The following is a 24,610-nucleotide window of genomic DNA, read 5'->3' as shown; positions in this document are numbered from 1 at the left end:
CGCGGCACCTCGTCGTCGCGGTCCAGCACCACCGGAGCGTCGAGGGCGGTGCGCACGACCACGGGTGCCACGGCCAGGTAGTCCGCGGCCGCGATGAGCGAGTTGCGGGCCTTGGTCGTGAGCTTGCGGTCCATCGGGTCGGTCACCGCCTTCAGCAAGGCGTCGAGCGAGCCGAACTCGGTGATGAGCTTCGCGGCCGTCTTCTCACCGATGCCCGCGACGCCCGGCAGGCCGTCGGAGGGGTCGCCGCGCAGCACGGACATGTCGGCGTACGCGGAGCCGGCGTTCTCGACGGGCAGCGAGTACTTGACGGCCAGTTCCTCGGGACCGAGGACCTCGGCTTTGTTCCAGCCCCGGCCGACGTAGACGACGTGCACGGGCGTGGGCTCGAAGCGCACGACCTGGAACATGTCGCGGTCGCCGGTGACCACCTCGACGGGTGACTTCTGTTCGCGGTGAGCGAGCGCGCCGATCACGTCGTCGGCCTCGTGGCCCGCCGCCTCGCCGGTGCAGATACCGGCCGCGTCGAGGACGTCGAGGATGATCGGGATCTGCGGTGTGAGGGTGTCGGGCACCTCCTCGGAACCGTCGGTCGCGTCCTCGGCGACCCGATGCGCCTTGTAGGACGGCAGCGCCTTCACCCGGAACTCGGGACGCCAGTCGGCGTCGAGACAGGCGACGAGGCGGCCGGCGCGGCGGTCGGTGATGACGCGGGCGACCGTGTCGACGAACCCGCGCACGGCGTTCACCGGCGTGCCGTCGGGCGCGGTCATCGAGTCGGGCAGCGCGTAGTACGACCGGAAGTAGAGGCTCGCGGAGTCGAGCAGCACCAGGGGAGAGCTCACGGTTGGACAAGCTACTAGGCTTTCGACCATGGCAACGATCATCGGCCCCATCGACGTGTCCGCGCTGCGTGCGCGGCTTGACCGCGCCTCCGAAGCCGCCGGACAGGCGGGCGTCGACGCCCTCCTCATCTCGCCCGGCTCGGACCTGCGGTACCTGATCGGTGCCGGTGGCGACTCGTTCGAGCGCCTCACCTGTCTCGCGCTGCCCGTGGGCGGCACGCCGACGCTGGTCGTGCCGAAGCTGGAGCAGCCGGGCTACGCGGGCATCCCGACCGACGAGCTGGGCGTCGAGGTCGTCACGTGGGTCGACGGCGAGGACCCGTACGCGCTGGTCAAGGCCGCGATCAAGGGCAGCAGGACAGCCGTGGCGGACATGATGCCCGCCCTGCACACCATCAAGCTCGGCAACGCCATCGGCGGGCCGCAGAGCCTGGCCGGCCCGATCATCCGCGAGCTGCGCATGCGCAAGGACGCCGCGGAGATCGCCGCCCTGCGCAAGGCCGGTGCCGCGATGACCCGCGTGCACGGCGCGCATGGGCGAGTTCCTGCGGCGTCGGCCGGCACCGAACGCGAGGTGGCCGGTGACATCGCCGCGGCGATCGTCGAGGAAGGCCACACCGTCGCCGACTTCGTGATCGTCGGCTCCGGCCCGAACGGCGCCTCCCCGCACCACCGCGACTCCGACCGCGTGATCGAGGCCGGCGAGGTCGTCGTCATCGACATCGGCGGCCCGGTCGCCGAGGGCTACAACTCCGACTCGACCCGCACCTACGTGATGGGTGAGCCGTCCCACGACGACGTGTGGGACACCTACGCCGTCCTGCAGGCCGCGCAGCAGGCCGCCGTCGAGGCCGTGAAGCCCGGCGTGACGTGCGAGGAGATCGACAACGTCGCCCGCTCGGTGATCGCCGACGCCGGCTTCGGCGAGTTCTTCGTCCACCGCACCGGCCACGGCATCGGCCTGGACGTGCACGAGGAGCCCTACATCGTCAGCGGCAACGCGCTGCCGCTCGAAGCGGGCATGGCGTTCAGCGTCGAGCCCGGCATCTACCTGCCCGGCCGCTGGGGCGCGCGCATCGAGGACATCGTCGTCGCCACCGAGAACGGCGTCGAGTCCTTCAACAACCGACCTCACGAGCTGGTGGTGCTTTGACCCTCGAGCAGATCGACAGAGCGATCCTGAAGGAACTCGCCTCGGACGGCCGGTGCAGCTTCACCGACCTCGCCGAACGCGTGGGCCTGTCCGTCTCGGCCGTCCACCAGCGCGTGAAGCGCCTGGAGCAGCGCGGCATCGTGAAGGGCTACGCCGCCCGCCTGGACGGCGCCGAGATCGGTCTGCCGATGTCCGCGTTCATCTCGCTCTTCCCGATCAACCCGTCCGAGCCCGACGACTACCCGAAGCGCCTCGAGCACCTGTCGGAGATCGAGGCCTGCTACTCGGTGGCCGGCGACGCCTCGTACGTCCTGCGCGTGCGGGTCGCGTCGCCGACGGCGCTGGAGGAGCTGCTGCAGAAGATCCGCGAGTCGGCGAACGTGTCGACGCGGACGACCGTCGTGCTGTCCACGCCGTACGAGGATCGGCCGCCGTCGGTCTGAGGCGATCTGCAGGTGGCGGTGGCGCGAGCACCCGCCGTGGCGGCAGGTGTGTGGTGCGGTGGCGGGTGGACGGCGGTTGTGAGGGTCGCGCACCTGCCACGGCACCGCAGGCAGGCTGGCGCAGGGGTTCTTCCACAACGGCGATGCGCAGCGAGCCGACCACCACGACCCATCTGATCCGCGGTGATGACGCAACCACCAGCCCCAATCGCGATCGTCGCGAAGCGGCGATGAAATGACCACGCGCGTCAGGACCCTGAGCGACCACGCTGGAACGCGCCACACCGCAGAAGGCGACCACCCCGCTGGAACCGGCGCCCACCAACGCAAACGGGACCACCGGGTCAGCCCCTAACTCGCCCATCGGCCAGCACCAGCACCCGATCGGCAACCTCGTGGACCGCGTCGTGGTGCGTAGCGATCAACACCGCGGCACCCTCATCCGCCACCCGCCGCAACAACCCCACAGCAGCGACCGCACTGACAGCGTCCAGATGCGCAGTGGGCTCATCAGCGAGCAAAGCAGAAGGCCGTGCCACGACAGCACGTGCCAGCGCCGCCCGTTGCTGCTGCCCGAACGACACCTGCCCCGGATACCGCGCCCCCAGCGCTCCGATTCCCAGTTCCTCCAACAGGTCGGCCACACCGGAGACGTCCCGCCCCGCGAGTCGCAACGGCAGAGCGACGTTCTCCTCCAGCGTCAGCTCGGTAGCCAGTCCCAGCGACTGGGGCAACACCGCGCAGGCCGACCAGGAAGAGGCCCCAGGCGACACAGACCCGCTGTCCGGAAAGTCGAAGCCGCACAACAACGACAGCAACGCCGTCTTTCCCGAACCGGAAGGCCCGCTCAACGTCACGAGCTCCCCAGCGGACACCGCAAGGTCTACGCCCCGCAGCACGGAGACGCCGCCGAAGGCCCGGTGCACACCGGTTGCCTGGATCACGACGCGGCCAGCGGGATGCACAGGTCCGCCAGCTCGACCAGCCGTGGATCGTGCGACGCCACCACGGCGGGCACCGGCAACGAGGAAAGCGTCTCCAGCACGAGGTCAGCCGACCGGACGTCCAGCTGCGAGGTCGGTTCGTCAGCGACCACGACGGAAGCCCCGCAGGCCAGTGCGCACGCGAACGCCAGCCGTTGTTGTTGCCCGCCGGACAAAGCGCCGATCCGCCAGGTCCCGGAACCGTCCAATCCCAAGCGGTCCAGCAACGACAGATCAGCTGCCCCAGCGGCACGCAGGTTCTCGCCCACGGTCAGGTGCGAGATCAGGTTGTCGGCGGGGTTCTGGAAGACGACGGCGATCTCCTTGCGCCGCAACAAACGCAGGTCCGACCACGACAGAGAAGAGGTCGGCACGTCCCGGACGAACACCTCGCCCGCGGAAGGTCGTTCCACAAGCGACAGCACCCGCAGCAACGTCGACTTGCCGGAGCCGGAGGGACCGGACAGCACGGTGAGTCCTGGCGCGATCGAAAGCGACACGTCCGAGACGGCGCGCACGGAACCGTAGGACACCCCGACGCCACAAGCGCGGATCACCTGAGAAGCTCTCCCATCCGCGCGGTTCTCACACCGCGCAACGCAAGCCATGCCGCCACGACGACGACCACCAGGCCACCCGACACCATCGTGCCCAGCAGTGGTACCAGATCCGGCAGCACAGGGGCCGGGTTCAGCCACGGTGCGGGGTCCAGGCGCGGCACTGCCACGCCGGCGCTCACGAACGAGGCCAGCGCGCCGACCACGAGAGCCAGCGACGCCAAAGTGCCCACCTCGAGCAGGTGGCTGGACCACAGCACGGACGGGCGCATGCCCATGCGGGTCGACAGCGCGCCGGAGACGGCGTTCTGGCGGCGGCGGACTTCGATCGCCAGCAACAACGCCACGGCGGCTACCACGGCCAGCACGACGCCGATCGCGGCGACGAAGCCGAAGGTCCACTCGACGGTCAGGAACGGCAGGCCGTCGAGCACACGGGCGCGGTCGGCGACGTTCGTGTAGTGGATGCCGGCGGCCTGCAACGAAGAAGTCAGCGAGGACAACGGAAGCGACGACCAGAGGTGCCACGAACCGACCTGCTCGACGGCGGGCACCGAGTCACGGGCGACGACGTAGCCTCGGGTGCCGAGCTTCGGGAACGACGGCAGCGACGCCACCGGCTTCAGCAGGGGAAGCCCGGCGATCTGGATCTCCTGGTTCGCCGCGCGGCCGATGCGCAACGCGGGCGCGATGTCGCCGGTGCGACGCAGACCCGAGATCAGCGAGCGCACCTCGGCGGCGTCGTCCAGAACCGCCGCGTCGGTGAACGTCGCCGGGTCCACGACCAGCGCGCCCGTGCTCATGCCGACGAGAGTCGTGGTGCCCTGCAACGACGACGGCAGCGCCACCCGCCCGAGCGCGACGTCCTGCGACACCTGCACCGTGCTGTTGGCGCCGACGAACACGCCCGACTTCGAGTCCAGCGACGACCGCTGAGCGCCCGCCACCGCGCTGCCCACCGCGATGGTGCCGACCGCCAGCACGCCCACCAGGACCACGCCGGTCACGGGACCTGCGGCGGCCGCTAGGCGACGCAACGCCAGCTGTGCGGCCGGGACCTGCCACCACTGCACGCGATGCGACCACCCCAGGGACCACCGCAGCAGCCGCGTCGCCAGCAAAGCCGCCGCCAGCACCACGAGCAGCGGGAACGTCAGCGCCGCCACGTCGATGCGCGGCAGCTCGCCGGTCTTCACCGTGGTGCCCAACCCGTTGCGGGACAGGCGAACCCACGCCAGCACGGCCAGAGACGCGACGACCAGCTCCCACGGCACCACCGCGAGCCGCCACGCCCGCGCCCGCCGCTGGAACGTCCGGTGCGTACGCCAGGACGCGACCAGCACGGTGACCGACAGGCTCAGGAGGACCACGACCAGCACGAAGCCCAACGCCACCCAGAGCGTCCCAGGAGCCAGAGCGCCCCCAGGCGCGTACAACGGGAGCAACAGCCGTGCGGCAGCAAGTCCCAGCAGTCCACCAAAAATCAGCGGCAGCCCGAGCTCCAGCACCGCGCGGAAGCCGAGCGCGAGCGGGCTCGCCCCGCGCACCCACAGCAACCGCAGCTCGGAATGCCGGCGCTGAGCCCATTGCACGGTCACCGTGCCCACGCCCGCGAGCCCGACCAGCACGCTGATGAACACCAACGGCAGCAGCGCGGAGGACACGTTGCGTTCCGAAGTCCGTGCCGCCGTGATGGCGCCGGACAGCACGTCCGTCCGCGTCAGCGGCAGCCCCAGTGACGTCAGGAGCGCGTTCCCGTTGTCCCGCAAGGCCTCCGCCTCGGCGAGCGTCGAGAGCGGCTCGGTGGGGTACCGCAGCGACACCGAAGCGTCCGAGGAGAACTCCGGCGGCAGCAACGCGAGATCGGAGGCCTGGGCCACCCAGATCACCGACGTGCTGGCGCCGTCGCCGCCCAGCGGGTTCGGCACGACGGTCTTCGCCTCCGAACACCACCAGCCGGACACCGGATGCGCCAGGTCGGCGTAGATCGCGCTCACCACCAGCGGCGACCCGGTGAGCCGATCACCAACGCGAACCCGTGCGGCGGTGGCGATCGTCTGAGGCACCCACAACCCGGTGCCGCCGCCTTCGACGACGGTCAGGTGCGACAACGCGTCCGGTCGATGGCCGAACCGGCCGTAGGTGGCGAGCCCGGTGAAGTCCGGCCGTCCGATTCGCGTGTAGGCGGCACCGAGATCACTGCGAGCCGCCATCGTGACGGCGGTGGACAACGGCAGGCCTTCCCCGTCCAGTGACGGGTGCACGGAATGCGGGCACATCCGGCCCTGCTGGTAGGCGAGAGCCGCGCTGCCCGTGGAGGAGGAGTGCAGCACGGCCGCGGCCACCACGAAGCCCAGCAGCAACGTCGTCGCGATGCTCACCAGCAACGTGAGCGGACTCGACAGCGCGGCCCTGGGCGCGGCTCTCCACGGCAACTGCACCAGCGCACGCTAACTGGCGGCCCACGGTTTGGGGAGCCTTCAGGGGGTAACGGAACGCATGACCCCGAACCGGGCTCCGAACGGATCGGCGAGCACCGCGATCCGGCCGACTCCGTCGAGGTCGTAGGGCTCGACGAGGACCTCGGACGCGCCGGCGGCGTGATCGGGATCGGCCACCTCGAAGTACGGCAGCCAGTAGGCGGACGAATCCTCCACCGCCGCGCCGAAGAACCGTCCCGCACCGGTGCCCGCCGGCCGGAAGAACCGGCCCGGCGCACCCTCGATCGTGACGACGTCCCACGACAACACCGAGCCGTAGAACGAGGAGGCGTCAGCCACGGGAGAGTGCAGCTCGATCCACGTCAACGCTCCCACGGACGACACCTCGTCGACCCCGAGGAGGTTGCCCGCCTGCCACACCGCGAACTCCGCGCCGTGCGGATCGGTCAGCTGAGCCATCCGCCCGCTGGTGAACACGTCGAACGGCTCCAGCCGGACCGTTCCGCCCGCCTCGGTCACCCTGCGAGCCGTCGACTCGGCGTCGGGCGTCGCGAAGTAGACGGTCCAGGCAGAGGCCGCACCGGGCTCGGACAGCGGCCCGACCGCCGCGACCGTTCGTCCTTCGCGCTGGAAGAAGCCGTAGCCGCCCGCCTCTGGTCCGAGAGGAACGTGCTCCCAGCCGAGCACGCGGCCGTAGAACTCGGCGGCGGCAACGACATCAGGGCTGCCCAGATCGATCCAGTTGGGAGCTCCCGGCACGAAGTCCAAGGTGAGCAACGAAGTCTCCTCACATCCATTTCCAGCGGATGCCGACCCAGTTCACCGACACGTTCGCCTCGAAGTGGTGCAAGGAGTTCGTGTGGTCGAGCGTCAGGTCGATGGTCCGGTGCGGCTCGGATTCCTGCCAGTCCTGCAAATAGACGTGCGGGTCGGCGGGCAGCGCCGCCGGGTCGAAATGCACCTCGATCAGGCTCTGCGCGAGGAAGCAACGCACGCCGTGCGCGTATTCGACGGTGTCCAACCGTGCCGGGTCGTGGACGAGGAACTCGAACACCCACGTCTCACCCGACGCCAGCGGCTTGTCGAACAGCAGCTCCTCGACGGTCACGCACTCGGCCTCGTCGCGCGCGGAACGGCCGATCCGGCAGTTGCGGACCGGCTCGTGCGACACCTCTGACGTGCGTACGGCATCGTCGCAGTAGTAGTGCGCGTAGAAACGGTCGACGCCGTCTTGGCGCGCGCGAACGACCATGCGCACGTGGACGCGTGACGCGTGCCGTTCGGCGTCGACGAACACCCTGTCGTGCCGGGAGACGATCTCCAGGTCGTTGGTGTTGAAGCCGGGCATCAGCCCGGGAACGACGTCCGGCCAGCCGTTCGGACCCGCGTGCTCCAGCAGGGCGAGCAGCGAGCGGGGCGGCACCTCCAGCAGTTCCTCCAGCACCGACACGGCCCTGAGCGACTTCGGCGAGACCGGGCGCACCCGGCCCTGCTGCCAGTCGCTCAGGGTCGACAGCGCCACCGCCACGTCCTGCTGCGCCAGGCGCAGCCGGAGCCGTTCCAGCGTCAGACCGCGCCGGCGGATGGCCGCGCGCAGAGCCGAGTGGAACGGTCCGATGCGCAGCAGCGCTTCCAGACTGGGCGTCGTCGTCACGGCACCGAGCGTAACGACTGGAGCGAGAACCCCTTAGAGCGAGAACCCCTCCGGGAACGGGTCGGTGGCGTCCAGGAGGTACTGGCCCATCCCGGTGATCCACGCGCGACCGGCCACAGTGGGCAGAACCGCCGTGCGGTCACCGAGCGGAACCTCTTCCAGCAACCGTCCGATGAACCTGGTGCCGATGAACGACTCGTTCACGAAATCGGCACCGATTCCGAGCTCACCACGGGCGTGCAGCTGCGCCATCCGGGCGCAAGTGCCTGTGCCGCACGGTGAACGGTCGAACCAGCCGGGGTGGATCGCCATGGCGTTGCGCGAGTGCGCGCCGTCCTGGCCGGGTGCGGTGAACTGGACGTGCTTGCAGCCGCTGATCGCGCTGTCCACCGGGTGCACCGGGCGGTTCGTGGCGTTGATCTGGTCCATGATGGAGAGACCCGCGGCCAGGATCCGATCCTTCTCCGCCCTGTCGAACGGGATGCCGAGCCGGTCCAGCGGCAGGATCGCGTAGAAGTTGCCGCCGTAGGCCATGTCGTAGCGGACCTCGCCGAGTCCTGGCACGTCGACCGTCGCGTCCAGCTCGTGCGCGTACGCCGGGACGTTCTTGATCGTGACCATCTTCGTGCGGGTGTCGTAGTCGGCGAGCACCAGGCCGGCCGGGGTGTCGAGCCGCACAGTCGTGACGGGCTCGGTCACCTCGACCATGCCGGTCTCCACCAGCACCGTCGCCACGCCGATCGTGCCGTGGCCGCACATCGGCAGGCAGCCGGACACCTCGATGTAGAGCACGCCCCAGTCCGCGTCCTGGCGGGTCGGCGGCTGCAGGATCGCGCCGCTCATCGCCGCGTGGCCGCGCGGCTCGTTCACCAGGAGCTTGCGGACGTGGTCGTGGTTCTTGATGAAGTTGAGGCGCTTCTCGGCCATGGTCTCGCCGGGGATCACCCCGACGCCGCCCGTGATCACCCGCGTCGGCATGCCCTCGGTGTGCGAGTCGACGGCGCTGAAGTACTTGGCGAACCTCATGACGTTGCCAGCTTCATGTCGGCGTCGATCTGGTCGAGCTGGGCCTGCGACAACGGCCCGCGCGGGGGACGGCACGGGCCGCCGTAGCGGCCGACGAGGTCCATCGAGTGCTTGATCGCCTGGACGAACTCGGTGCGCGAGTCCCAGCGGAACGCCGGCACGAGCCGTTCGTACATCGACCGCGCTCGCTCCAGCTCGCCCTGCTGTGCCAGCTCGAACAACTCGGCGCACTCGGCGGGGAACACGTTGGGGTAGCCGGCGAACCAGCCCGTCGCGCCCATCAGGAGGCTCTCCAGCACGACGTCGTCCGCGCCGGCCACGACGGTCAGGTGCGGGGCGGCGGCGCGGATCTCCAGCACGCGCCGGACGTCGCCGGAGAACTCCTTCACCGCCACCACGTGCTCGATCTGGCCCAGCTCGGCGATCAGGTCAGGGGTGAGGTCGACCTTGGTGTCGATCGGGTTGTTGTAGACCATGATCGGCAGCCCGGCCTTCGCGACCTCGCGGAAGTGGTGCACGACCTCGCCGCGGTTGGCCCGGTACATGGTGGGAGGCAGGCAGAGCACGCCGTCCGCGCCGTCCTCGGCCGCCAGCTCTGCCCAGTGCCGGGCCTGGTGCGCGCCAACGCCGTGCACGCCGATGACCGCGATGCCACGCCCCTTCACCGCCGCGATGGCGGTCTGGGCGACCTCACGGCGTTCCGCGTCGGTCAGCGACGAGTACTCGCCCAGCGAGCCGTTGGGGCCCACGCCGCGGCAGCCGTTCTCGACGACCCAGCGGCAGTGCTCGGCGAGCTTCTCCAGGTCGGGGCGCAGTCCCGCCGGGGCACCGGGGTCCTCGGCGTAGGGGAGTGCGGTGGCGACGATGACGCCGTCCAGGCGTTCGGTCATGAGGGTTCCTCCGGGAGTGCGGCGAGTTCGCCGAGCGGGATCGGGACCGCGATCACGCGGCGTTGTCCGTCGAACGGGATTCCTGTCAGTTCTGCGGCATTGCGGGCGCAGATGCGGCCCTGGCAGCGGCCCATCGCGACCCTGCTGGTGAGCTTCAGTTCGCGCATGCTCGTCGCGTCGGAGAGGTCCTGAAGGCTGACCTTCTCGCAGCGGCACACGGTGGTGTCCGGGTTCAGCCACGTCTGCCAGCCCGGCTGGATCGCGTGCGCTCTGGCCAAGGCCTGCGCGAAGAGACGGCCCTTGCGCACGGCTTCCAGCGCTCTGGCAGGCGGTTCCTGGTGTGCCGCGGCGGCTCCGGCGATGATGCCCTCGGCCTCGGCCAGGTCCGCGCCGCCGATGCCGGTGACCTCGCCGGCCGCGTAGACGCCGGGGATCGAGGTTTGCTGGCGTTCGTCGACGTCGAGGAAGTCGTTGGTGCGCTTGGCGTTGGGCACCAGGTCGGTGCGGGGCAGGAAGCCGTGGCCGATGCACACGAGATCGGCGTGCTCGGTGCGGTGGCTGACCGGACGCCAGTGGCGGTCGAGCTTCGCGACCGTGACCCGGTCGCCGTGCTTGGCGATCACGGCCGTGCGGGTTTCCAGGTGCGACAGCACTTTCCGGTAGCTCGCGAGTTCGGCGATCTTGTGGCGGTTCGCCAGTACCGCCTTGGACTCGCGCAGCCACCTGGTGGGGGAGGACGCCTCGTAGACGCCGACGAGCGTCGCGCCGAGGTCCAGCAGCGCCGTGGCGACGGGCAGCAGGAACGGGCCGGTGCCCGCGACGATCACGCGTTCGGCGAGCGTGACGCCCTGCTTCGCCAGGGCCTGGGCGGCGCCCGCGGTGATCACGCCGGGGCCGTCCCATCCGGGGAAGGGGAGTGGCCGGTCGTAGGCGCCGGTAGCGATGACCAACGCGTCGAAGTGCAGCTGCTTCGGGCCCCTCAGATGCAGCGTGCGGTCTTCGACGAGCCACGCCTCGGTGTTCTTGAGATGAGTGACTCCCCGGTGCTCGAACTTGGCCCTGCCGCGCAGGAACTGGCCGCCGGCCTCGGGCTCCGAGTCGACCATGGTGACCTCGGCGCCGCGTCGGCGGCGGTTCTGGCTGCGGCCATCCCGGCCGGGCCCGCGCCCACGACAACGATCCTCATGGCTTCGTCCTGATCACGTCACCGTCGCGCAGCTGGTGGCGGCACGCTCGGACCTCGGGTACGCCGTTGATCTCCGCGACGCAGCCGAAGCAGACACCGATGCCGCAGAAGAACCTGCCGGGCAGCAGTTCCGCGACGTGGGAGACCTCGTGCTGCAGTCCGTTGAAGGTCACCTTCACACCATCACCTCCGGCCGGTCGACGCGGAACGGGTGGGGATCGACGAGCGGGGTGGCGCCCGTCAGCAGTTCGGCGAGCAGGCGACCGGTGGCCGGGGCGAGGCCGACGCCCGCGCCCTCGTGCCCGGTCGCGTGCCACAGGCCGGGCGTGCGCGGGTCCTCGCCGATGATCGGCAGGTGATCCGGCGCGTACGGGCGGAAGCCGCCGTATGCGCGCATGACCGGGACGTCGGTGAGCATCGGGAAGAGCGCGATCGCTTTGCGTGCCAACGCTTTCAGCACCTTGCTCTCGATCGTGTCGTCGAAGCCCTTTCGCTGGCGGCTCGACCCGATCAGTACCGTGCCGGCCTGGGTCGACTCGACGACACCGGACGTCTGCAGGTCGGCGTCGCCGCTCGCGACCGCGCCGACGTAGTCCGCGTCGTAGACCTTGTGCCGGATCGTGCCGGGGATCGGGGTGGTGACCAGGACGACGCCGCGCCGTGGCAGGACGTTGACGCCGAAGTTCCTCGCCCACGGGCCAGTGGCGTTGACGACCGCGCCACAGCTGATCACGCCGTCGGACGTGGTCACGCTTCGCCCGTCCGTTGTGGACACCTCGGCGTTGATGATCCTGATGCCGCGCAGCAGGGCTTTCGTGGCCTTGACCGGGTTGAGCTGCGCGTCCTGCAGGTAGTGGACGGCGGCGGTGATGTCCGGGTTGAGGTGCGGCTCGTGGCTCAGGGCCTCCTGCGGGGTGAGCTCGCAGGCGTCGATGCCCGCCGCCCGTTGCGCGGCGGCGAAGGCTTTCAGGGGCTCGGCCGCCTCAGGAGTCGTCGCGACGACGAGCCCGCCCTTTTCCTCCCACTCGGCGTCCGCTCCCAGGTCAGGCCACAGCTCCCGGCTCGCCAGGGCGAGGTCGAGCTCCGGTCCCGGTTCCTTGTCGCTGACCAGGACGTTGCCCTCACCGGCGGAGCTGGTGCCCGACGCCGGTCCGTGGCGATCGAGAACGAGAACGTCGAGCCCGCGTGCCTTCAGCGCCTGGGCGCACGCGGCCCCGATGATGCCCGCCCCCACGACCACGACGTCCGGGTGCATCGCCACCTCCGTTCATTAGAATGAACGTTAGTGCTTCGGATACTCCAGCACCAGTACCGAGCTGACCTCACCTTCGACGGTCTCGTACAGGTGCGGCAGCGAACCTGGGAAGCACACGTAGTCGCCCGGTCCCAGCTCGTACGGCTTGTCGGGCGGCCCCACGCGCAGCCGGCCGCTCGTGACCAGCACGTGTTCCTTGCCGGGATGACCTTCGGTGGTCTGCGTGGCACCGGGCCGGACGCGCTGGTCGTAGATCTCGAGGACGGTGTCGCCGATGTCCATCCGCCGCATCAGCCGCAGGTCGACGGCGTTGCTGCTGAGCACCTCGACATCGCGGGCCCGCACCAGCACGACGTCCGGCGGCGTCCGCTCGGTCACCAGCTCGGACACGGGCACGTCCAAAGCGTTCGACAAACTGAACACTGTCTCGATCGTCGGGTTGCCCGAGCCGTTCTCCAGCTGGGACAGCGTGCCCTTGGCGATGGACGACCGCCGCGCGAGCTCCGACAGGGACAACCCGCGCTGCTCCCGGATGGCCCTGATGTTGGTGCCAAGCACCTGACCCGCACTCATAGCCACTGATCGTTGCATAGGCTTGCGCCCATGACTGCGTACACGGAGGCGGAGGGGCAGACCCTCCGCACGGCCGTTTTCGGTGCCATGGTGCTGGTGTCCACTGCGGACCCCGGCTCGGTCGACGAGGAGAGCCAGGCCGGCATCAGGGCGACGACCCTGCTCTCGGACGACCTGCGTGCCGTCATCGCCGCCGCACCGCCCTCACTGCCGAAGGGCTCGGCGTCCGATGTGGAGGCGGGCGTCCTGGCCGCCCTGCGGGAGGCGGTGGTGATCATCGACGCGCACGAACCGCGCGACGTCGCGATCTTCCGCGCCGCCGTGACGGAGATGTGCCGCTCGGTGGCCGGCGCGGACGGTGAGGTGGCCGTGACCGAGAAGGAGATGGTCACCCGCGTCGTCGAAGCTCTCAGCTGACGCGCCTCCGCGCTGACGCGAGCCACGTTGATGAGGGGAGCTTTCCTCAACCTCAGGTTGAGGAAAGCTCCCCCATCAAGCGCCCGGTCACGTGTGAGTCTGGTACTCGTCGATCATGGCGCGCAGCGCGTCCGCGACCGGTTCGTCCAGCCATCCGACGGCGAGGATCTCCTGGAGCGGTTCGACAGCGGTCGTCGCCGAGCGGGCTCTGCGGGTGGGCTGGAACTCGCTCATACCGGTACGCAGCGCTTCCAGCGCGGCATCTTTCTCGCCGTTGAACGCCAGCGCCTCCGCCTGGTCGAGACGGCGCCACGGGGTCGGCTCCTCGCCGACGACGTACTCGGCGAGCAACTTGAGCTTGGCGAACTCCGTGGCCGCCGCGCGGCGGGAGGCTTCGTCATCGGCCAGCAGCACGTTCAGGCGGCGGACGTTGGCGAGCGGGTACAGGTCGTGCTTGTTGATCCGCGCGGCGGCCTCGTAGGAGTCCCGTGCCTTGCGCAGGTTCTCCACGCGATCCGAGAGACGAGCGCGCCGCCGGTGGACACCGCCGAGGTTCGCGTAGGTCTCCGCATCGCCGGGATCATGCTCCACGGCCTTCTGCAGCGATCTCGCCGCGCCGTCGAGATCACCGTGGCGGCCCTGTGCGACACCGAGCTCCCGCCACCACTCGGCGGCGTCGGGTTGCAGGTGGGTGGCACGGTCCAGGTGGTGGATGGCCTTCTCGTCGTCGCCCGCCGCGCCGAACACCCTGCCCAGCTCGCCGTGCGCGTTGGCGTGCGTGGGGTTCGCCTTCAGCACGCGGCGCAGCAGGTCGACGCGGTCATCGTCGTTCTCGGCGTCCATCGCCGCGGCGAACAGCTCGTCACCGCGCTCCTGCCGCAACCGGCTGATCTCGGCGTCCCGTTCGTCGAGTTCGGCGCGCGGGATCGTCACGAAGCCGCTGCCCTGACGCACCGGACTGTCGTTGTTCATCGTTCGCAAGCCGTGCAGGATCATGTTCACGATGGTCTGTCTGGCCTCGTTGAGCTGGCCGTACAGATTGCTGTACTTCACGACGCGGGTGTGGGCGACGTTGAACCGCACGTCGTGGTCCACGTCCTGGCTCACGAGCACCGTGACGTTGTCCCGCAACGCCCAGCGGACGCCGAGCTCCAGGTACACGTTGGGGTTGGCGCCGGTGAGATCCGCGATGTAGATCGGCGCCTCCAGCGCCTCCCCGAACATCGTGTTGTGGATGGGACCGGCGGCTTCGCGGTCCTTCTCGATCTGCACCCTGACCTTCACACCCAGCTCGGCTTCGAGGGCGTCGGCGATCGGCTGGTACAGGTCCCTCTTGATCTCCTTGATGTCCGTCCACTTCGCATGCTCGCCGAGCGTCGTGCCCGGCATCGCGACGAAGATCGTCATCGGGTCGTCGGTCGCCACGGTCGTCTCCAGGGGGTCAGGCGGTGCTGGGGCGCGACGCGAGCCACGCGGCGTGCTCGTTGCTGATCACGGCTTCGGCCTCCGCGACCATGGTCGGCCACTCGCTCTCGTCGGTGTCGAGCAGCCGCCGGTGGATCTCGGCGAGCTCGCCGGCGGCAGCGGAGTAGGCGACCTTGAGGTTCTCGTACTGCCTGAGCCCGATCCAGGCCGCGCCACCGGCGACCGCCGCGGCCATCACACCGGACAGGTCGACGTCCCACGCGCCGTTGATGCGCAGGATCGCGAACAGGATCGCGACGAACTCACCGGCGAACAGCAGGACACGCGCGATGTTCGCCTTGGTGTCGTTGGAGGCGGCCTTGTCGTGGTACCAGTCGAGTTGCTTGCGCACGCGGTTCTCGCGGTAGACGGTCCTGCGTTCGGCGAACGGCTTGTGCCGCAGCTCGGTCATGACCTGCTCACCCGCGGCGTTGTCGCTGGTGAGCAGGAGCGTCTTGCGGTGCTCGGCGGCGGCCGCGGAGATGCTCGCCTCGAGGTCCTTCTTCGCCTTCTGGTCGCTGAGCGGGAACGGGTCGCCCGCCACGGCGTAGCGCCAGGCCAGGGACTTCACGCGTTCGGCAACGGCGCGGCCCGCGTTCCACCGCAGCTCGGGATGCATCACCCACAGGAGGAACTCGGCGAACAGGGCGACGAGGAACCCGACCAGTGCCACCCAGGCCCAGAAGTCGACCCCGCCGCCGATCTGCCACTTGAACGCACCTCCCACCGCGGCGGCCACCGCGCCGAGGAGCCGGATCCGGCTGAGCAGCAGCGTGCTGCGCTGGCCGTTGCGGGATGCCGCCTCCGCGTCGTGGTAGAAGCCGGGCAGGTGCTCGTCGTTCATCCCGTTCCTTCTCTCGTCTTCCGACAACGCTGATCGTGAGAGACCAAACGTGTGTTACCACGCCGTAGCCCTAACGGGGGACTGTTCCCGGGCGATGTAGGGGTGTTCACCCGAACAGCGGAGAGGAGTGGGATGCCGGACGAGAGGACGTACGCCGCGTTCATCTCGTACAGCCACGCGACGGATCACGCGCTCGGCCCGTTGCTGCAGGAGGGCATCGAGAAGTTCGCGAAGCCCTGGTACCGGCCGCGGACCCGGCGGGTGTTCCTCGACAACTCCGAGCTGGCGGCCGAGTCCGATCTCACGCAGGCGATTCTCGACGGCCTGGCGAGAGCGGAGAACTTCCTGCTGCTCGCCTCGCCGGCCTCGGCACGGTCCCGCTGGGTCGCCAAGGAAGTGGAGTGGTGGCTGGAGAACCGCGACCGCCGCGACCTGTTCGTGCTGCTCACCGACGGGGAGGCGGTGTGGGACAACGGCGTTCTCGACCAGCGGCGCACCACCGCGTTGCCGGAGGCGCTGCACGACATCCCCGAGCCGCGCTGCGTCGACCTGCGCGGTGTCCGCGACGTCGAGCTGGACTCGCGCAACCCGGACTGGGAGTCGGTGCTGGCGGACGTCGTGGCGCCGCTCGACGGCATCGCGAAGACCGAGCTGATCGGCCACCACGTCCGGGAACGCCGCCGCACCAAGCGGACCGTCACCACCACGATCTCCGTCCTGGTCGTCCTGCTCGTCGCCGCCGTGATCTTCGCGGTCCGTTCGGAGCAGCAGAGCGACAGGGCGCAGCAGCAGACGATGGTCGCCACGTCACGTCAGCTCGTCGCGCAGGCGGCGGCGATCCGGGACACGCGTCCGAACATCGCCCGTCAGCTGCTCGCTCAGGCCTACCGGCTGGCGCCGACCGCCGAAGTCGTGGGCGCGCTGATGGAAAGCCCGTCGATCCCACGGGTGGTGCCGACCCCGAAGACGACCACGGACGTGGCGTTCAGCCCGCGGGAGAACATGATCGCGGTGGCGACGAAGGACGGGATCGCACTGCACGAGGGCACGTCCGAACGCGCGAAGATTCCGTTGACCGACGCGACCGCGGTGCGGTTCAGCCCGGACGGCGAGCTCGTCGCGGCGACCACGTCCAGCGGTACCGTGCTGATCGCCGAGGTCGCCGACCCGAACCGGAGATCCACCTGGAACGCGGGCACGACCGGACTGCGCTCGCTCGCGTTCGTACCGGGCAAGCCTGTCCTGACCGTCACCGGCAGTGGCGCGCACACGTGGCTGCTCGACGTCACCGATCCGTTGGCGCCCAGGCTGATCACCGAGTTCGAGCCGAACACCGATTCGCTCGGCACGACGAGCGCGGTCAGCGCCGACGGGACGACCATCGCGCTGTCCGGTTCGGCGGGCGCCGTCGAGCTGTGGGACATCACCGGGACACCCACCAGGAAAGCCGTCCTGACCGGGCACAGCAGCGACGTCATGACCCTGCGGTTCGCTCCGGCCGGAGGCCTGCTCGCCAGCGGTTCCCGAGACGACACGGTCCGGCTGTGGAACACGGCGAACCTGGGGCAGTACGGCGTTCTGACCGGCGCGAGCCAGATCGTGTCGTCGCTGGCCTTCGCCCCGGACGGGGTGGCGCTCGCGTTCGGCGACGGCAACGGTGTGGTCCACCTGTGGGACGTGAGCGACCCCATCCGGCCGCGTACCGCCCAGCCGCTGCTCGGTCACGTCGAGACGATCCACGGGCTGTCCTTCAGCGCCGACTCGCGCACCCTCGCCTCGGCCGGCGAGAACGTGCGGCTGTGGAACGTGCTCAACGCCGCCCGCTCGGCCGCCGTCACGGTGCTCCCCGGCCACAGCCACACCCTGGCGTTCGGGGCGAACCACCAGCTGGCCACGGGGTTCCCGACGAAGCTCTACGACCTGACGGACATCACGCGCCCCCGCGAGGTCCGCACGCTCAGGACGTTCAACGTCGGCGGCAGCCCGCAGCTCGCGTTCAGCCCCGACGGCACGCGGATCGCCAGCGGGCTCCCCGTCGCGCTCACCGATCCCGCGAACGGCGACACACCGGTGCAGGAGGACCACGCGGCGAGCGTCGTGTTCCGCCGGGACGGCAAGCTGATCGGCGCGGCACCGTCCCCCGGAGTCTTCCGGCTCTGGGTGCCCGACGGTGACCGGGTGCGGGCCGCCGCCGAGCTGCCGGGATCCCGCGACACCCCGCACGGCATCTCGTTCGGCTCCGGCGACCGTGCCGCGACCGTGGGGGACAAGGGCGAGACCCTGCAGCTGTGGGACGTCCGCGAACCCGACGCGCCCCGGTTGCTCCGCACGCACGACACGAAGGCCGACCCTGTCGAGTCCGTGCTGTTCCACCCCACCGGTGACGTCGTGATCACCGGCAGCGGGACCGGGCTGATCACCGTGTGGGACATGGCGAGCGGCGGCCGGCTCGCGACCGTGCTCCGGCACGTGGGCAACGTTCGCCACCTCGCGCTGCACCCCGACGGGAAGCGGCTGGCCAGCGCGGGCGAGTCCGGTGAGGTCGTGCTGTGGGACATCACCGACCCGACCCGGCCGGTCGAGGTGTCGACATTGCGCGCGGGCGCCCGCTACACGGCCGCGGCCATCGCGTTCAGCCCGGACGGCACGATGCTCGGCGGTGCGGACGGCGTGCGCACGACCATCTGGAGCATCGACGTGCCGCGGTTGCTCGCTCGGTTGTGCGCTGACTCGCCGCGCATTCCGGAAACCGAGTGGCGGCAGTACCTTCCGGACATCCCTTACGACCCGCCGTGCGCGTGAAGGGGACCTCATGAGACGCGTTCTCCCGCTGGTGCTGGTCCTCTCCGCGTGCGGTGGTCCCGCGAGTGGACCCAGGATCACCGGACAGCCAGAGCCGAACCCGACGGTCGCGGTGACGACGAGCCCGTCGTCACCGGCCGCCAGGCCGACGCTCGGGCAGGCGCCCGGTGACCTGCGCGCGGTGGACTGGCGGCAGGCCACGTTGCCCGCCGCGTTCTGCCACGTCGGGGATCCGGTGCGGCTCCGGAGCGGGACCGCGCGTGCGACCTCGGAGCTGTGGGGCACGGTCGAGGTGTTCCTCGACGTCGACGTGCACTACGGCGACGTCGACGGCGACGGGCGGGAGGAGGCGGCGATCTCGCTCGGCTGTGACAACACCGGTGGCACCGCGTCCAGCCAGCTCGCGTTCGCGTTCGTGGTGGTGCGGTCGGTGAACGGCGCGCTCGAGCTCGTCGGGGAGATCAGCGCGACGACCATGCGCGACGACGCGCCGCACGTGCCGCTGCTGGCCGAGCCGCGGTTCGAGAAGGGCGCGATCACGGTCAAGGAGCTCTGGTACCGGCCGAGCGACGCGACCTGCTGCCCGACCGCCGCCTCGCTGACCAGGTGGTCGTTGCGCGACGGCACGCTGAAACCGGACCCGTCCGTCCAGGTGTCCTGATAGATCGGATGAGTCTGATCAACTCGGGCGTAACAAAGTCTTGACCCCGGTACTTCCGGTTGTAATCATCGGATCTCTCGCCGCCGCCCCGACGAGAAAAGCGTGGGTCATGGCTCTACGACGTTTCTGCGCGGCCGTCGTGGCCGCGTTGCTCGCTGGTCTCATCACCGTGGCCGCGTCGGCACCGGCGCAGGCCGAAGTGCAACACCCGAGACAGGAGTGGCTGCGCAAGTCCACAGCCGGCCTCTTCCTGCACTGGGGCATGTTCACCGCCCCGAAACACCTCAACTGCGCCGAGTGGGAGCGCGACGTCACCGCCGGCGGGTGGACGCCCGACTACTGGATCGACGAGGCGCGCAAGCTCGGTGCCTCCTACGTCGTGCTGGCGACGTTCCACTCCCGGCTCGGCTACGCGCGCCCGTGGCCGTCGAAGATCCCCGGCAGCTGCGCCACCCAGCGCGACCTGCTCGGTGAGCTCGTCAAAGCGGGCAACGCCAAGGGCGTCAAGGTCATCCTCTACATGACCGACGACCCGCAGTGGCACAGCGAGCAGGGCGTGCAGATGCTCGACTCGAAGGCCTACTCCGACCACAAGGGCGAGCAGGTCGACCTCACGACGCGCGAGGGCTTCGGCAAGTACAGCTACGACCTCTTCTTCGAGGTCATGAAGAACTACGACGACCTCGCCGGCTTCTGGATCGACAACGACAACGAGTACTGGGAGCGCAACAAGCTCTACGAGCAGATCCGGCAGCTCCGGCCCACCTGGTTGTTGAGCAACAACAACGAGGACACGCCGATCATGGACACGGTCTCGAACGAGCAGAAGACCGGCATGTTCCCGTCCTACGACTACCCGGCGGCGACGTTCACGCCGATGCCGCGCCTGTCCGAGGCGTGCTACAAGCTCCCCAACACCGGCGACTGGTGGTACGACGGCGGCAACCACGCCGTGGACACGCGCCTGAACACCGGCCGGTACATCACCAACGCGGGCTCGTCGATCAAGTCGCTGATGGCGGAAACGCCCATGGTGAACGGCAAAATGCCGGCGCAGCAGGAGGCGTACAACAACTTCATGGCGTCGTGGGTGCCGCCGATCCGCGAGTCGATCCAGGGCGTCGAGGGCGCCGGATACCTGTACGGCGGCATGCAGCCGGGGTTCTGGAACGACGGCGCGCACGGCGTGATCACCATCAACCCCCAGTCCGGCAAGCAGTACGTGCACGTGGTGACTCGTCCCCGTGCTGACTTCGTCCGGTTGCGGGACAACGGCTACCGCGTCACGGGCGTCACCGATCTGCGGACCGGCGAGCGGATGCGGTTCTCGCAGTCCGCGGGGCACCTGACGATCCACGGCATCACGAAGTGGGACGAGTACGACACCGTGTTCACCGTGGAAACCGCTGGGCAGCAAGGCTTCTACACCGGCGTCAAGGCGTCGGCGACGTCCTCGGAGGCCGGTTTCCCCGCCTCGAACCTGACCGACGGCAGCTATGAGACCTACTGGGACGCCAACGCCGCCCAGCCCGTCTCGATCTCGCTGGACCTCGGCAGGCGCAAGGAGGCCGCGTTCCTCGCGATCAACCAGCGCGAGTCGTCACCCACGCACGCCCGCGTGTCGTTCGGCAGGCCGGAGGACTCCTCGCGCATCAAGGACTACCAGATCACCGCTTCCGACGACGGCCGGAACTGGTGGCACGTGCGGACCGGCGCCCTGCCTTCCGCGCGTGGCACGCAGTTCATCGACATCGGCTCGCAGAACGCCAGGTGGCTCAAGCTGACCGTGGTCAACACCTGGGGCGGGCCGCAGGCTCCGGTGTACTTCAAGGAACTGAAGGTCGACGAGATCCGGGTCGGCCACAGCTATCCGCGGTCGGTCAGGGACGGTTCGCTGGAGGCGGAGGACGCGTCACGGTCGGGTGCGGTGCGCAGCGAGTTCTGCAAGGCGTGTTCCGGCACGCGTCAGGTGACCGGGCTCGGTGGCGGTGAGCGCAACGCGGTGACGTACCGCGATGTTTCCGTTGCCACAGCTGGTACTTACCGTCTGCAGCTCGACCTGACGTCTGCCTCCGCGTCGAGTGTTTCGGTGTCGGTGAACGGCGGTGCGCCGGTTTCCGTCGCGGTGCCCGCGGATCGCGCGGACGTGCCCGACCCGACGTCGGTCGCGGTGCCGTTGAACGCCGGCCGCAACACGGTGCGGGTGTTCAGCACGGGCAAGTCGCTCGGCCTGGACCGGATCTCGGTCGGCGGGCTGCCGCCGTCGAACTACACGCCGAAGACGACGCTGACCGTCGAACCCCATGGCGTGCAATGGGTCGCGCCGGGTCAGCAGTCCGTGAAGATCACCGCACGGCTGCGCCTCGACGCCGACGACCAGATCGACTCCGTGTCGCTGGCACCCGCGGTGCCCACGGGGTGGACGTTGACCGGCGCACCTGCCACGCGCACGTCGATGCGCCTGGCCGGCCTGCTGGAAGGCACCTGGACCGCGACCTCGCCCGCCGGGCAGGACGTGGGCTCGGTGAGCATCCCGGTGAACGCGTCGTTCCAGCTGCTGAGCTCCGATCGCAAGGTGTCGGGTTCGGTGCCGGTGCGCACCAGGCCCGCGGACCGCGTGTTCGTGCGCGAGGCCGAGGACTCGGCGAACCAGTTCGGCAGCACGGGTCTGACCGGCTGCGGGTCGTGCTCGGGCGCGGAGAAGGTGCGCAACATCGGCGGCAGCCCGGAGGCCGCCGTCGTGTTCCCGAACGTCGTCGTGCCGGCAGCGGGTGCCTACAAGCTGTTCATCCAGTACACGGTGAACGGTCCGCGCTCGTACTTCGTGACGGTGAACGGGGGTGCGCCGATCGAGGTCAAGCTCAACGGGGTCGGCAACAACACCCCGTACGTGGCCGAGATCCCGGTGACGCTGAACGCGGGCGCGAACACCATCAGGTTCGGCAACGACAGCGCCGGTGCTCCTGATCTGGACCAGATCGCGCTCGCCTGAAACCCCGTGGAACGGCACCCTGCCTCGGTAGGGTGCCGTTCCCATGGGGACAGACATCGACGCGATGGACGAAGGCCGTACGGCGTTGTGGAACGCCGTGCACGAAAGGCAGTTCGACGAGGTCGAGGCACTGCTCGCCGCCGGTGCGGATCCGTTGCGCCCGATGATGCACGGCTGGTCGCCTGCCCGCCTCAGCCTCACGACCGCGCACCCTCTCCCGACGGATGAGGTGCTCACTCCGGAGGAACGTGCCGCCGTCGAAGAACGCGACCGGCTCGTCGCGGCACTCGGCGGCTTCCCCGACGACGACGGCTTCAGCCTGGCGTGCGTCGCGGGCGTCGACGCGGAGACGGCGTTGCGCAGGCTGGAAGCGGACTCCGTCGAGGTGACCGAAGAGCAGGTTCAGGGCTGGTGGGAAGACCCGTTCGGAGACGATGCCGAAGGCACGATCGGGGTGACGACGGTGCCTGGCGGGTGCGTGCTGGTGCAGCCGTGGGGCTTCAGCGCGTCGATGCCGGGCGTGCTCGACCGGTTGTCGGCAGGCACTGTCGCGTACGGCATGTACGCCAACCCGAAGAGCGGCAACCAGGGCAGCGTTCACCGCGACGGTGAGACCGTCGAGTGGGACCTGCATCCCGGCGGCGGCGTCGACGAGCAGGAGACCGCGCTGGACGTGCTGCTGGCCCACCTGTACCTGGACGAGCCGGTGGCGTTCTGCTGCGCGTACGCGGGGCTGCGGCTCGCGGACGACCGCGCTTTCCGCAGGCCCGATCTGTGGCTGCGTCTTCCGGAACGCGACTACTGGAACGCATGATGGGTGGATGCTGGAGGCACTGCGGCGTCAGCTGACCGAAAGTCTCTTCGAGCGGGTCGCGGGTCCCGAGCGTGAGAAGCACGCGCGGCGGATCCACGAGGCGCCCGGCCCGCGCATGTTCGCCGACGACCGCCCGATCCGGCACGTCCACGCCGATCACGCCATGTTCATCGGCGGGCTGAGGGCGTTGCTGCTGCAGTCGTTGCACCCGCTGGCGATGGCCGCGGTCGCGCAGCACTCCGACTACCGCACCGATCCGTGGGGCCGGTTGCAACGCACGAGCCTCTTCGTCGGCGTCACCACCTACGGCACGGTCAAGGACGCGCACAAAGCAATCGCACGACTCGGTCGCGTGCACGAACACATCCACGGCACCGCGCCGGACGGCCGCCAGTACCGCGCCGACGACCCGCACCTGCTGACCTGGGTGCACGTGGCCGAGGTCGACAGCTTCCTGCGCTGCCACCAGAAGTACGGCGAGAAGCCGCTCGACGACTACGACGGGTACGTCGCCGACATGGCGGTCATCGCGGATGCGATGGGCATCCCGGATCCGCCGCGGACGACCGCCGAGCTCCAAGCGCGGCTCCACTCCTACCGCCCCGAGCTCAAAGGCACCCACGAGGCCAGGGAAGCGGCGAGGTTCCTGCTGCTCAAGGCGCCACTGCCGTTGCTCGCGAAGGGTCCGTACGCGATCCTCAGCGCCACCGCCGTCGCCAGCCTGCCCGTGTGGGCGAGGATTCCGCTCCGGCTGCCCTACCTGCCGATCGCCGAGGCCACCGGCGTGCGGCTCGCGGGCCACGCGTTGATGCGCGGGCTGAGGTGGGTCACGGGCTGAGGAAGTCCATCACCAGCGGTGTCGCGATCTCGCGGAACTCCTCGAAGTAACCGTGCCGCGCGCCCTCGATGAGGTGCATCCGCGCGCCGGGAATTCGCTCAGTGATCAACGGAGCGTTGGCCGTCGGATTGAAGATGTCGTCGGTTCCGTGCACCACCAGAGTCGGCGCGGTGATCGACGGCAGCACGTCCCACGCGTCGTGCTCGGCGCTCGCGAACAGGTGCCGCTTGCGGGCGTGCGGCGGCATCTGAGGGTCGCCGAGCGTGTTGAACGGCCCGCGGTACGACGGCGTGTACATCAGGTCTTCCAGCGCCTTGCGTGCCTTCATCGGATCGACCTGCGCCAACGACCTGCGCACCTCGGCGCTGCGCTCGATCGCGTGCGGCCCGCCGGGGGAGGTGCAGCCCAGCACCAGCCGTTCGACGCGGTCGCCGTGCGAGGCCGCGATCCACTGCGCGATCCGGCCGCCCATCGACGTGCCGTAGACGTGGGCCTTGCCGACACCGGCGTCGTCGAGGATCGCGATGCAGTCCGACGCGAAGAGTGGCGTGCTGTACGGGCAGTCGGGCTTGTCGCTGGAACCGGTCCCGCGGTGGTCGGTGACGATCGTCGTGAACGCCGTCGCGAACTCCGGGCGCACCTGCGTCCACCACCGCGACGAGTTCGACTGGCCCGCGATCAGCAGCAGGGGAGGGCCGGAGCCGTCGACCGAATAGAAGAGGGTGGTTCCGTCGGCGGCACGAGCACGGGGCACGACTGGTCAGTCTAGAAC

23 protein-coding genes are annotated in these 24,610 nt (G+C 69.7%); 8 read left to right on the top strand and 15 right to left on the bottom strand.

The window, feature by feature from the left end; all coding sequences use genetic code 11:
- A partial coding sequence (locus FXN61_RS04910) for a 5'-3' exonuclease (protein WP_167970641.1) occupies window positions 1-845 on the bottom strand: 845 nt, incomplete at its 3' end.
- A gap of 28 nt (window positions 846-873) precedes the next feature.
- Between FXN61_RS04910 and FXN61_RS04905 the strand changes: the two genes are divergently transcribed.
- Together FXN61_RS04905 and FXN61_RS04900 are read left to right on the top strand one after the other, a co-directional pair.
- Entirely contained in the window at window positions 874-1,998 is a 1,125-nt protein-coding gene (locus tag FXN61_RS04905) for a M24 family metallopeptidase (RefSeq protein ID WP_167970639.1), read from the top strand.
- A complete protein-coding gene (locus FXN61_RS04900) occupies window positions 1,995-2,441 on the top strand; it encodes an Lrp/AsnC family transcriptional regulator (protein WP_167970637.1) in 447 nt (148 codons plus the stop codon). Before FXN61_RS04905 ends, FXN61_RS04900 begins: the two co-directional genes overlap by 4 nt.
- 344 nt (window positions 2,442-2,785) lie before the next feature.
- On the opposite strand, the gene FXN61_RS04895 is transcribed toward FXN61_RS04900, so the two are convergent.
- From FXN61_RS04895 to FXN61_RS04845, 11 genes are all read right to left on the bottom strand, one after another.
- Window positions 2,786-3,382 carry an ATP-binding cassette domain-containing protein gene (locus FXN61_RS04895; protein WP_167970651.1) on the bottom strand — a complete coding sequence of 199 codons (597 nt, stop codon included), beginning with the start codon at window positions 3,380-3,382 and terminating at the stop codon, window positions 2,786-2,788.
- The gene (locus FXN61_RS04890; protein ID WP_312877548.1) at window positions 3,382-3,924 is read right to left on the bottom strand and encodes an ATP-binding cassette domain-containing protein; all 543 of its coding nucleotides are present in this window, start codon (window positions 3,922-3,924) and stop codon (window positions 3,382-3,384) included. Before FXN61_RS04890 ends, FXN61_RS04895 begins: the two co-directional genes overlap by 1 nt.
- A gap of 53 nt (window positions 3,925-3,977) precedes the next feature.
- The gene (locus tag FXN61_RS04885; RefSeq protein WP_167970633.1) at window positions 3,978-6,422 is read right to left on the bottom strand and encodes an ABC transporter permease; all 2,445 of its coding nucleotides are present in this window, start codon (window positions 6,420-6,422) and stop codon (window positions 3,978-3,980) included.
- 39 nt (window positions 6,423-6,461) lie between these two features.
- Complete coding sequence (locus FXN61_RS04880) at window positions 6,462-7,199, bottom strand: VOC family protein (protein ID WP_167970631.1); 738 nt, start codon at window positions 7,197-7,199, stop codon at window positions 6,462-6,464.
- Window positions 7,200-7,209: 10 nt separating this feature from the next.
- Window positions 7,210-8,076, bottom strand: a complete 867-nt coding sequence (locus tag FXN61_RS04875; protein ID WP_167970629.1) for a hypothetical protein — start codon at window positions 8,074-8,076, stop codon at window positions 7,210-7,212.
- Window positions 8,077-8,109: 33 nt separating this feature from the next.
- Window positions 8,110-9,102, bottom strand: coding sequence for a proline racemase family protein (locus FXN61_RS04870; RefSeq protein ID WP_167970627.1), 993 nt, complete (start codon window positions 9,100-9,102; stop codon window positions 8,110-8,112).
- The gene (locus FXN61_RS04865; RefSeq protein WP_167970625.1) at window positions 9,099-9,992 is read right to left on the bottom strand and encodes a dihydrodipicolinate synthase family protein; all 894 of its coding nucleotides are present in this window, start codon (window positions 9,990-9,992) and stop codon (window positions 9,099-9,101) included. The genes FXN61_RS04870 and FXN61_RS04865 overlap by 4 nt, the downstream gene beginning before the upstream one ends.
- Complete coding sequence (locus tag FXN61_RS04860; RefSeq protein ID WP_246290699.1) at window positions 9,989-11,098, bottom strand: FAD/NAD(P)-dependent oxidoreductase; 1,110 nt, start codon at window positions 11,096-11,098, stop codon at window positions 9,989-9,991. The genes FXN61_RS04865 and FXN61_RS04860 overlap by 4 nt, the downstream gene beginning before the upstream one ends.
- A gap of 76 nt (window positions 11,099-11,174) precedes the next feature.
- On the bottom strand, window positions 11,175-11,357 hold the full coding sequence (locus FXN61_RS55085; RefSeq protein ID WP_167970623.1) for a 2Fe-2S iron-sulfur cluster-binding protein: 183 nt from the start codon (window positions 11,355-11,357) through the stop codon (window positions 11,175-11,177).
- Window positions 11,354-12,433 carry an NAD(P)/FAD-dependent oxidoreductase gene (locus FXN61_RS04850; RefSeq protein ID WP_167970621.1) on the bottom strand — a complete coding sequence of 360 codons (1,080 nt, stop codon included), beginning with the start codon at window positions 12,431-12,433 and terminating at the stop codon, window positions 11,354-11,356. Before FXN61_RS04850 ends, FXN61_RS55085 begins: the two co-directional genes overlap by 4 nt.
- 27 nt (window positions 12,434-12,460) lie before the next feature.
- Window positions 12,461-13,006: a helix-turn-helix domain-containing protein gene (locus FXN61_RS04845; protein WP_167970619.1), complete on the bottom strand. Its 546-nt coding sequence runs from the start codon at window positions 13,004-13,006 to the stop codon at window positions 12,461-12,463.
- A 30-nt stretch (window positions 13,007-13,036) separates the two neighbouring features.
- Between FXN61_RS04845 and FXN61_RS04840 the strand changes: the two genes are divergently transcribed.
- Window positions 13,037-13,423, top strand: a complete 387-nt coding sequence (locus tag FXN61_RS04840; protein ID WP_167970617.1) for a hypothetical protein — start codon at window positions 13,037-13,039, stop codon at window positions 13,421-13,423.
- A gap of 87 nt (window positions 13,424-13,510) precedes the next feature.
- On the opposite strand, the gene FXN61_RS55080 is transcribed toward FXN61_RS04840, so the two are convergent.
- Together FXN61_RS55080 and FXN61_RS04830 are read right to left on the bottom strand one after the other, a co-directional pair.
- Window positions 13,511-14,848 carry a tetratricopeptide repeat-containing protein gene (locus FXN61_RS55080; protein WP_167970615.1) on the bottom strand — a complete coding sequence of 446 codons (1,338 nt, stop codon included), beginning with the start codon at window positions 14,846-14,848 and terminating at the stop codon, window positions 13,511-13,513.
- A 16-nt stretch (window positions 14,849-14,864) separates the two neighbouring features.
- Entirely contained in the window at window positions 14,865-15,731 is an 867-nt protein-coding gene (locus FXN61_RS04830) for a DUF4231 domain-containing protein (protein ID WP_167970613.1), read from the bottom strand.
- A 132-nt stretch (window positions 15,732-15,863) separates the two neighbouring features.
- On the opposite strand from FXN61_RS04830, the gene FXN61_RS04825 reads away from it, so the two are divergent.
- From FXN61_RS04825 to FXN61_RS04805, 5 genes are all read left to right on the top strand, one after another.
- Window positions 15,864-18,533: a toll/interleukin-1 receptor domain-containing protein gene (locus FXN61_RS04825; RefSeq protein ID WP_167970611.1), complete on the top strand. Its 2,670-nt coding sequence runs from the start codon at window positions 15,864-15,866 to the stop codon at window positions 18,531-18,533.
- Window positions 18,534-18,543: 10 nt separating this feature from the next.
- Window positions 18,544-19,194 carry a hypothetical protein gene (locus tag FXN61_RS04820; RefSeq protein WP_167970609.1) on the top strand — a complete coding sequence of 217 codons (651 nt, stop codon included), beginning with the start codon at window positions 18,544-18,546 and terminating at the stop codon, window positions 19,192-19,194.
- A gap of 109 nt (window positions 19,195-19,303) precedes the next feature.
- Window positions 19,304-22,186 carry a CBM35 domain-containing protein gene (locus FXN61_RS04815; protein WP_167970607.1) on the top strand — a complete coding sequence of 961 codons (2,883 nt, stop codon included), beginning with the start codon at window positions 19,304-19,306 and terminating at the stop codon, window positions 22,184-22,186.
- A 43-nt stretch (window positions 22,187-22,229) separates the two neighbouring features.
- Window positions 22,230-23,000, top strand: coding sequence for a DUF6461 domain-containing protein (locus tag FXN61_RS04810; protein ID WP_167970605.1), 771 nt, complete (start codon window positions 22,230-22,232; stop codon window positions 22,998-23,000).
- A 7-nt stretch (window positions 23,001-23,007) separates the two neighbouring features.
- A complete protein-coding gene (locus FXN61_RS04805) occupies window positions 23,008-23,838 on the top strand; it encodes an oxygenase MpaB family protein (RefSeq protein WP_167970603.1) in 831 nt (276 codons plus the stop codon).
- Here the strand turns inward: FXN61_RS04805 and FXN61_RS04800 are convergent.
- Entirely contained in the window at window positions 23,828-24,592 is a 765-nt protein-coding gene (locus FXN61_RS04800; RefSeq protein ID WP_167970601.1) for an alpha/beta fold hydrolase, read from the bottom strand. The two genes, FXN61_RS04805 and FXN61_RS04800, sit on opposite strands and share 11 nt — an antisense overlap.
- Between the last annotated feature and the right edge of the window lie 18 nt (window positions 24,593-24,610).

This window comes from Lentzea indica (genome assembly GCF_012184385.1).
GTDB lineage: Bacteria > Actinomycetota > Actinomycetes > Mycobacteriales > Pseudonocardiaceae > Lentzea > Lentzea indica.
The sequence above is the reverse complement of the archived record's forward strand: the minus strand, read 5'-3'. Positions and strand labels throughout refer to the sequence as shown.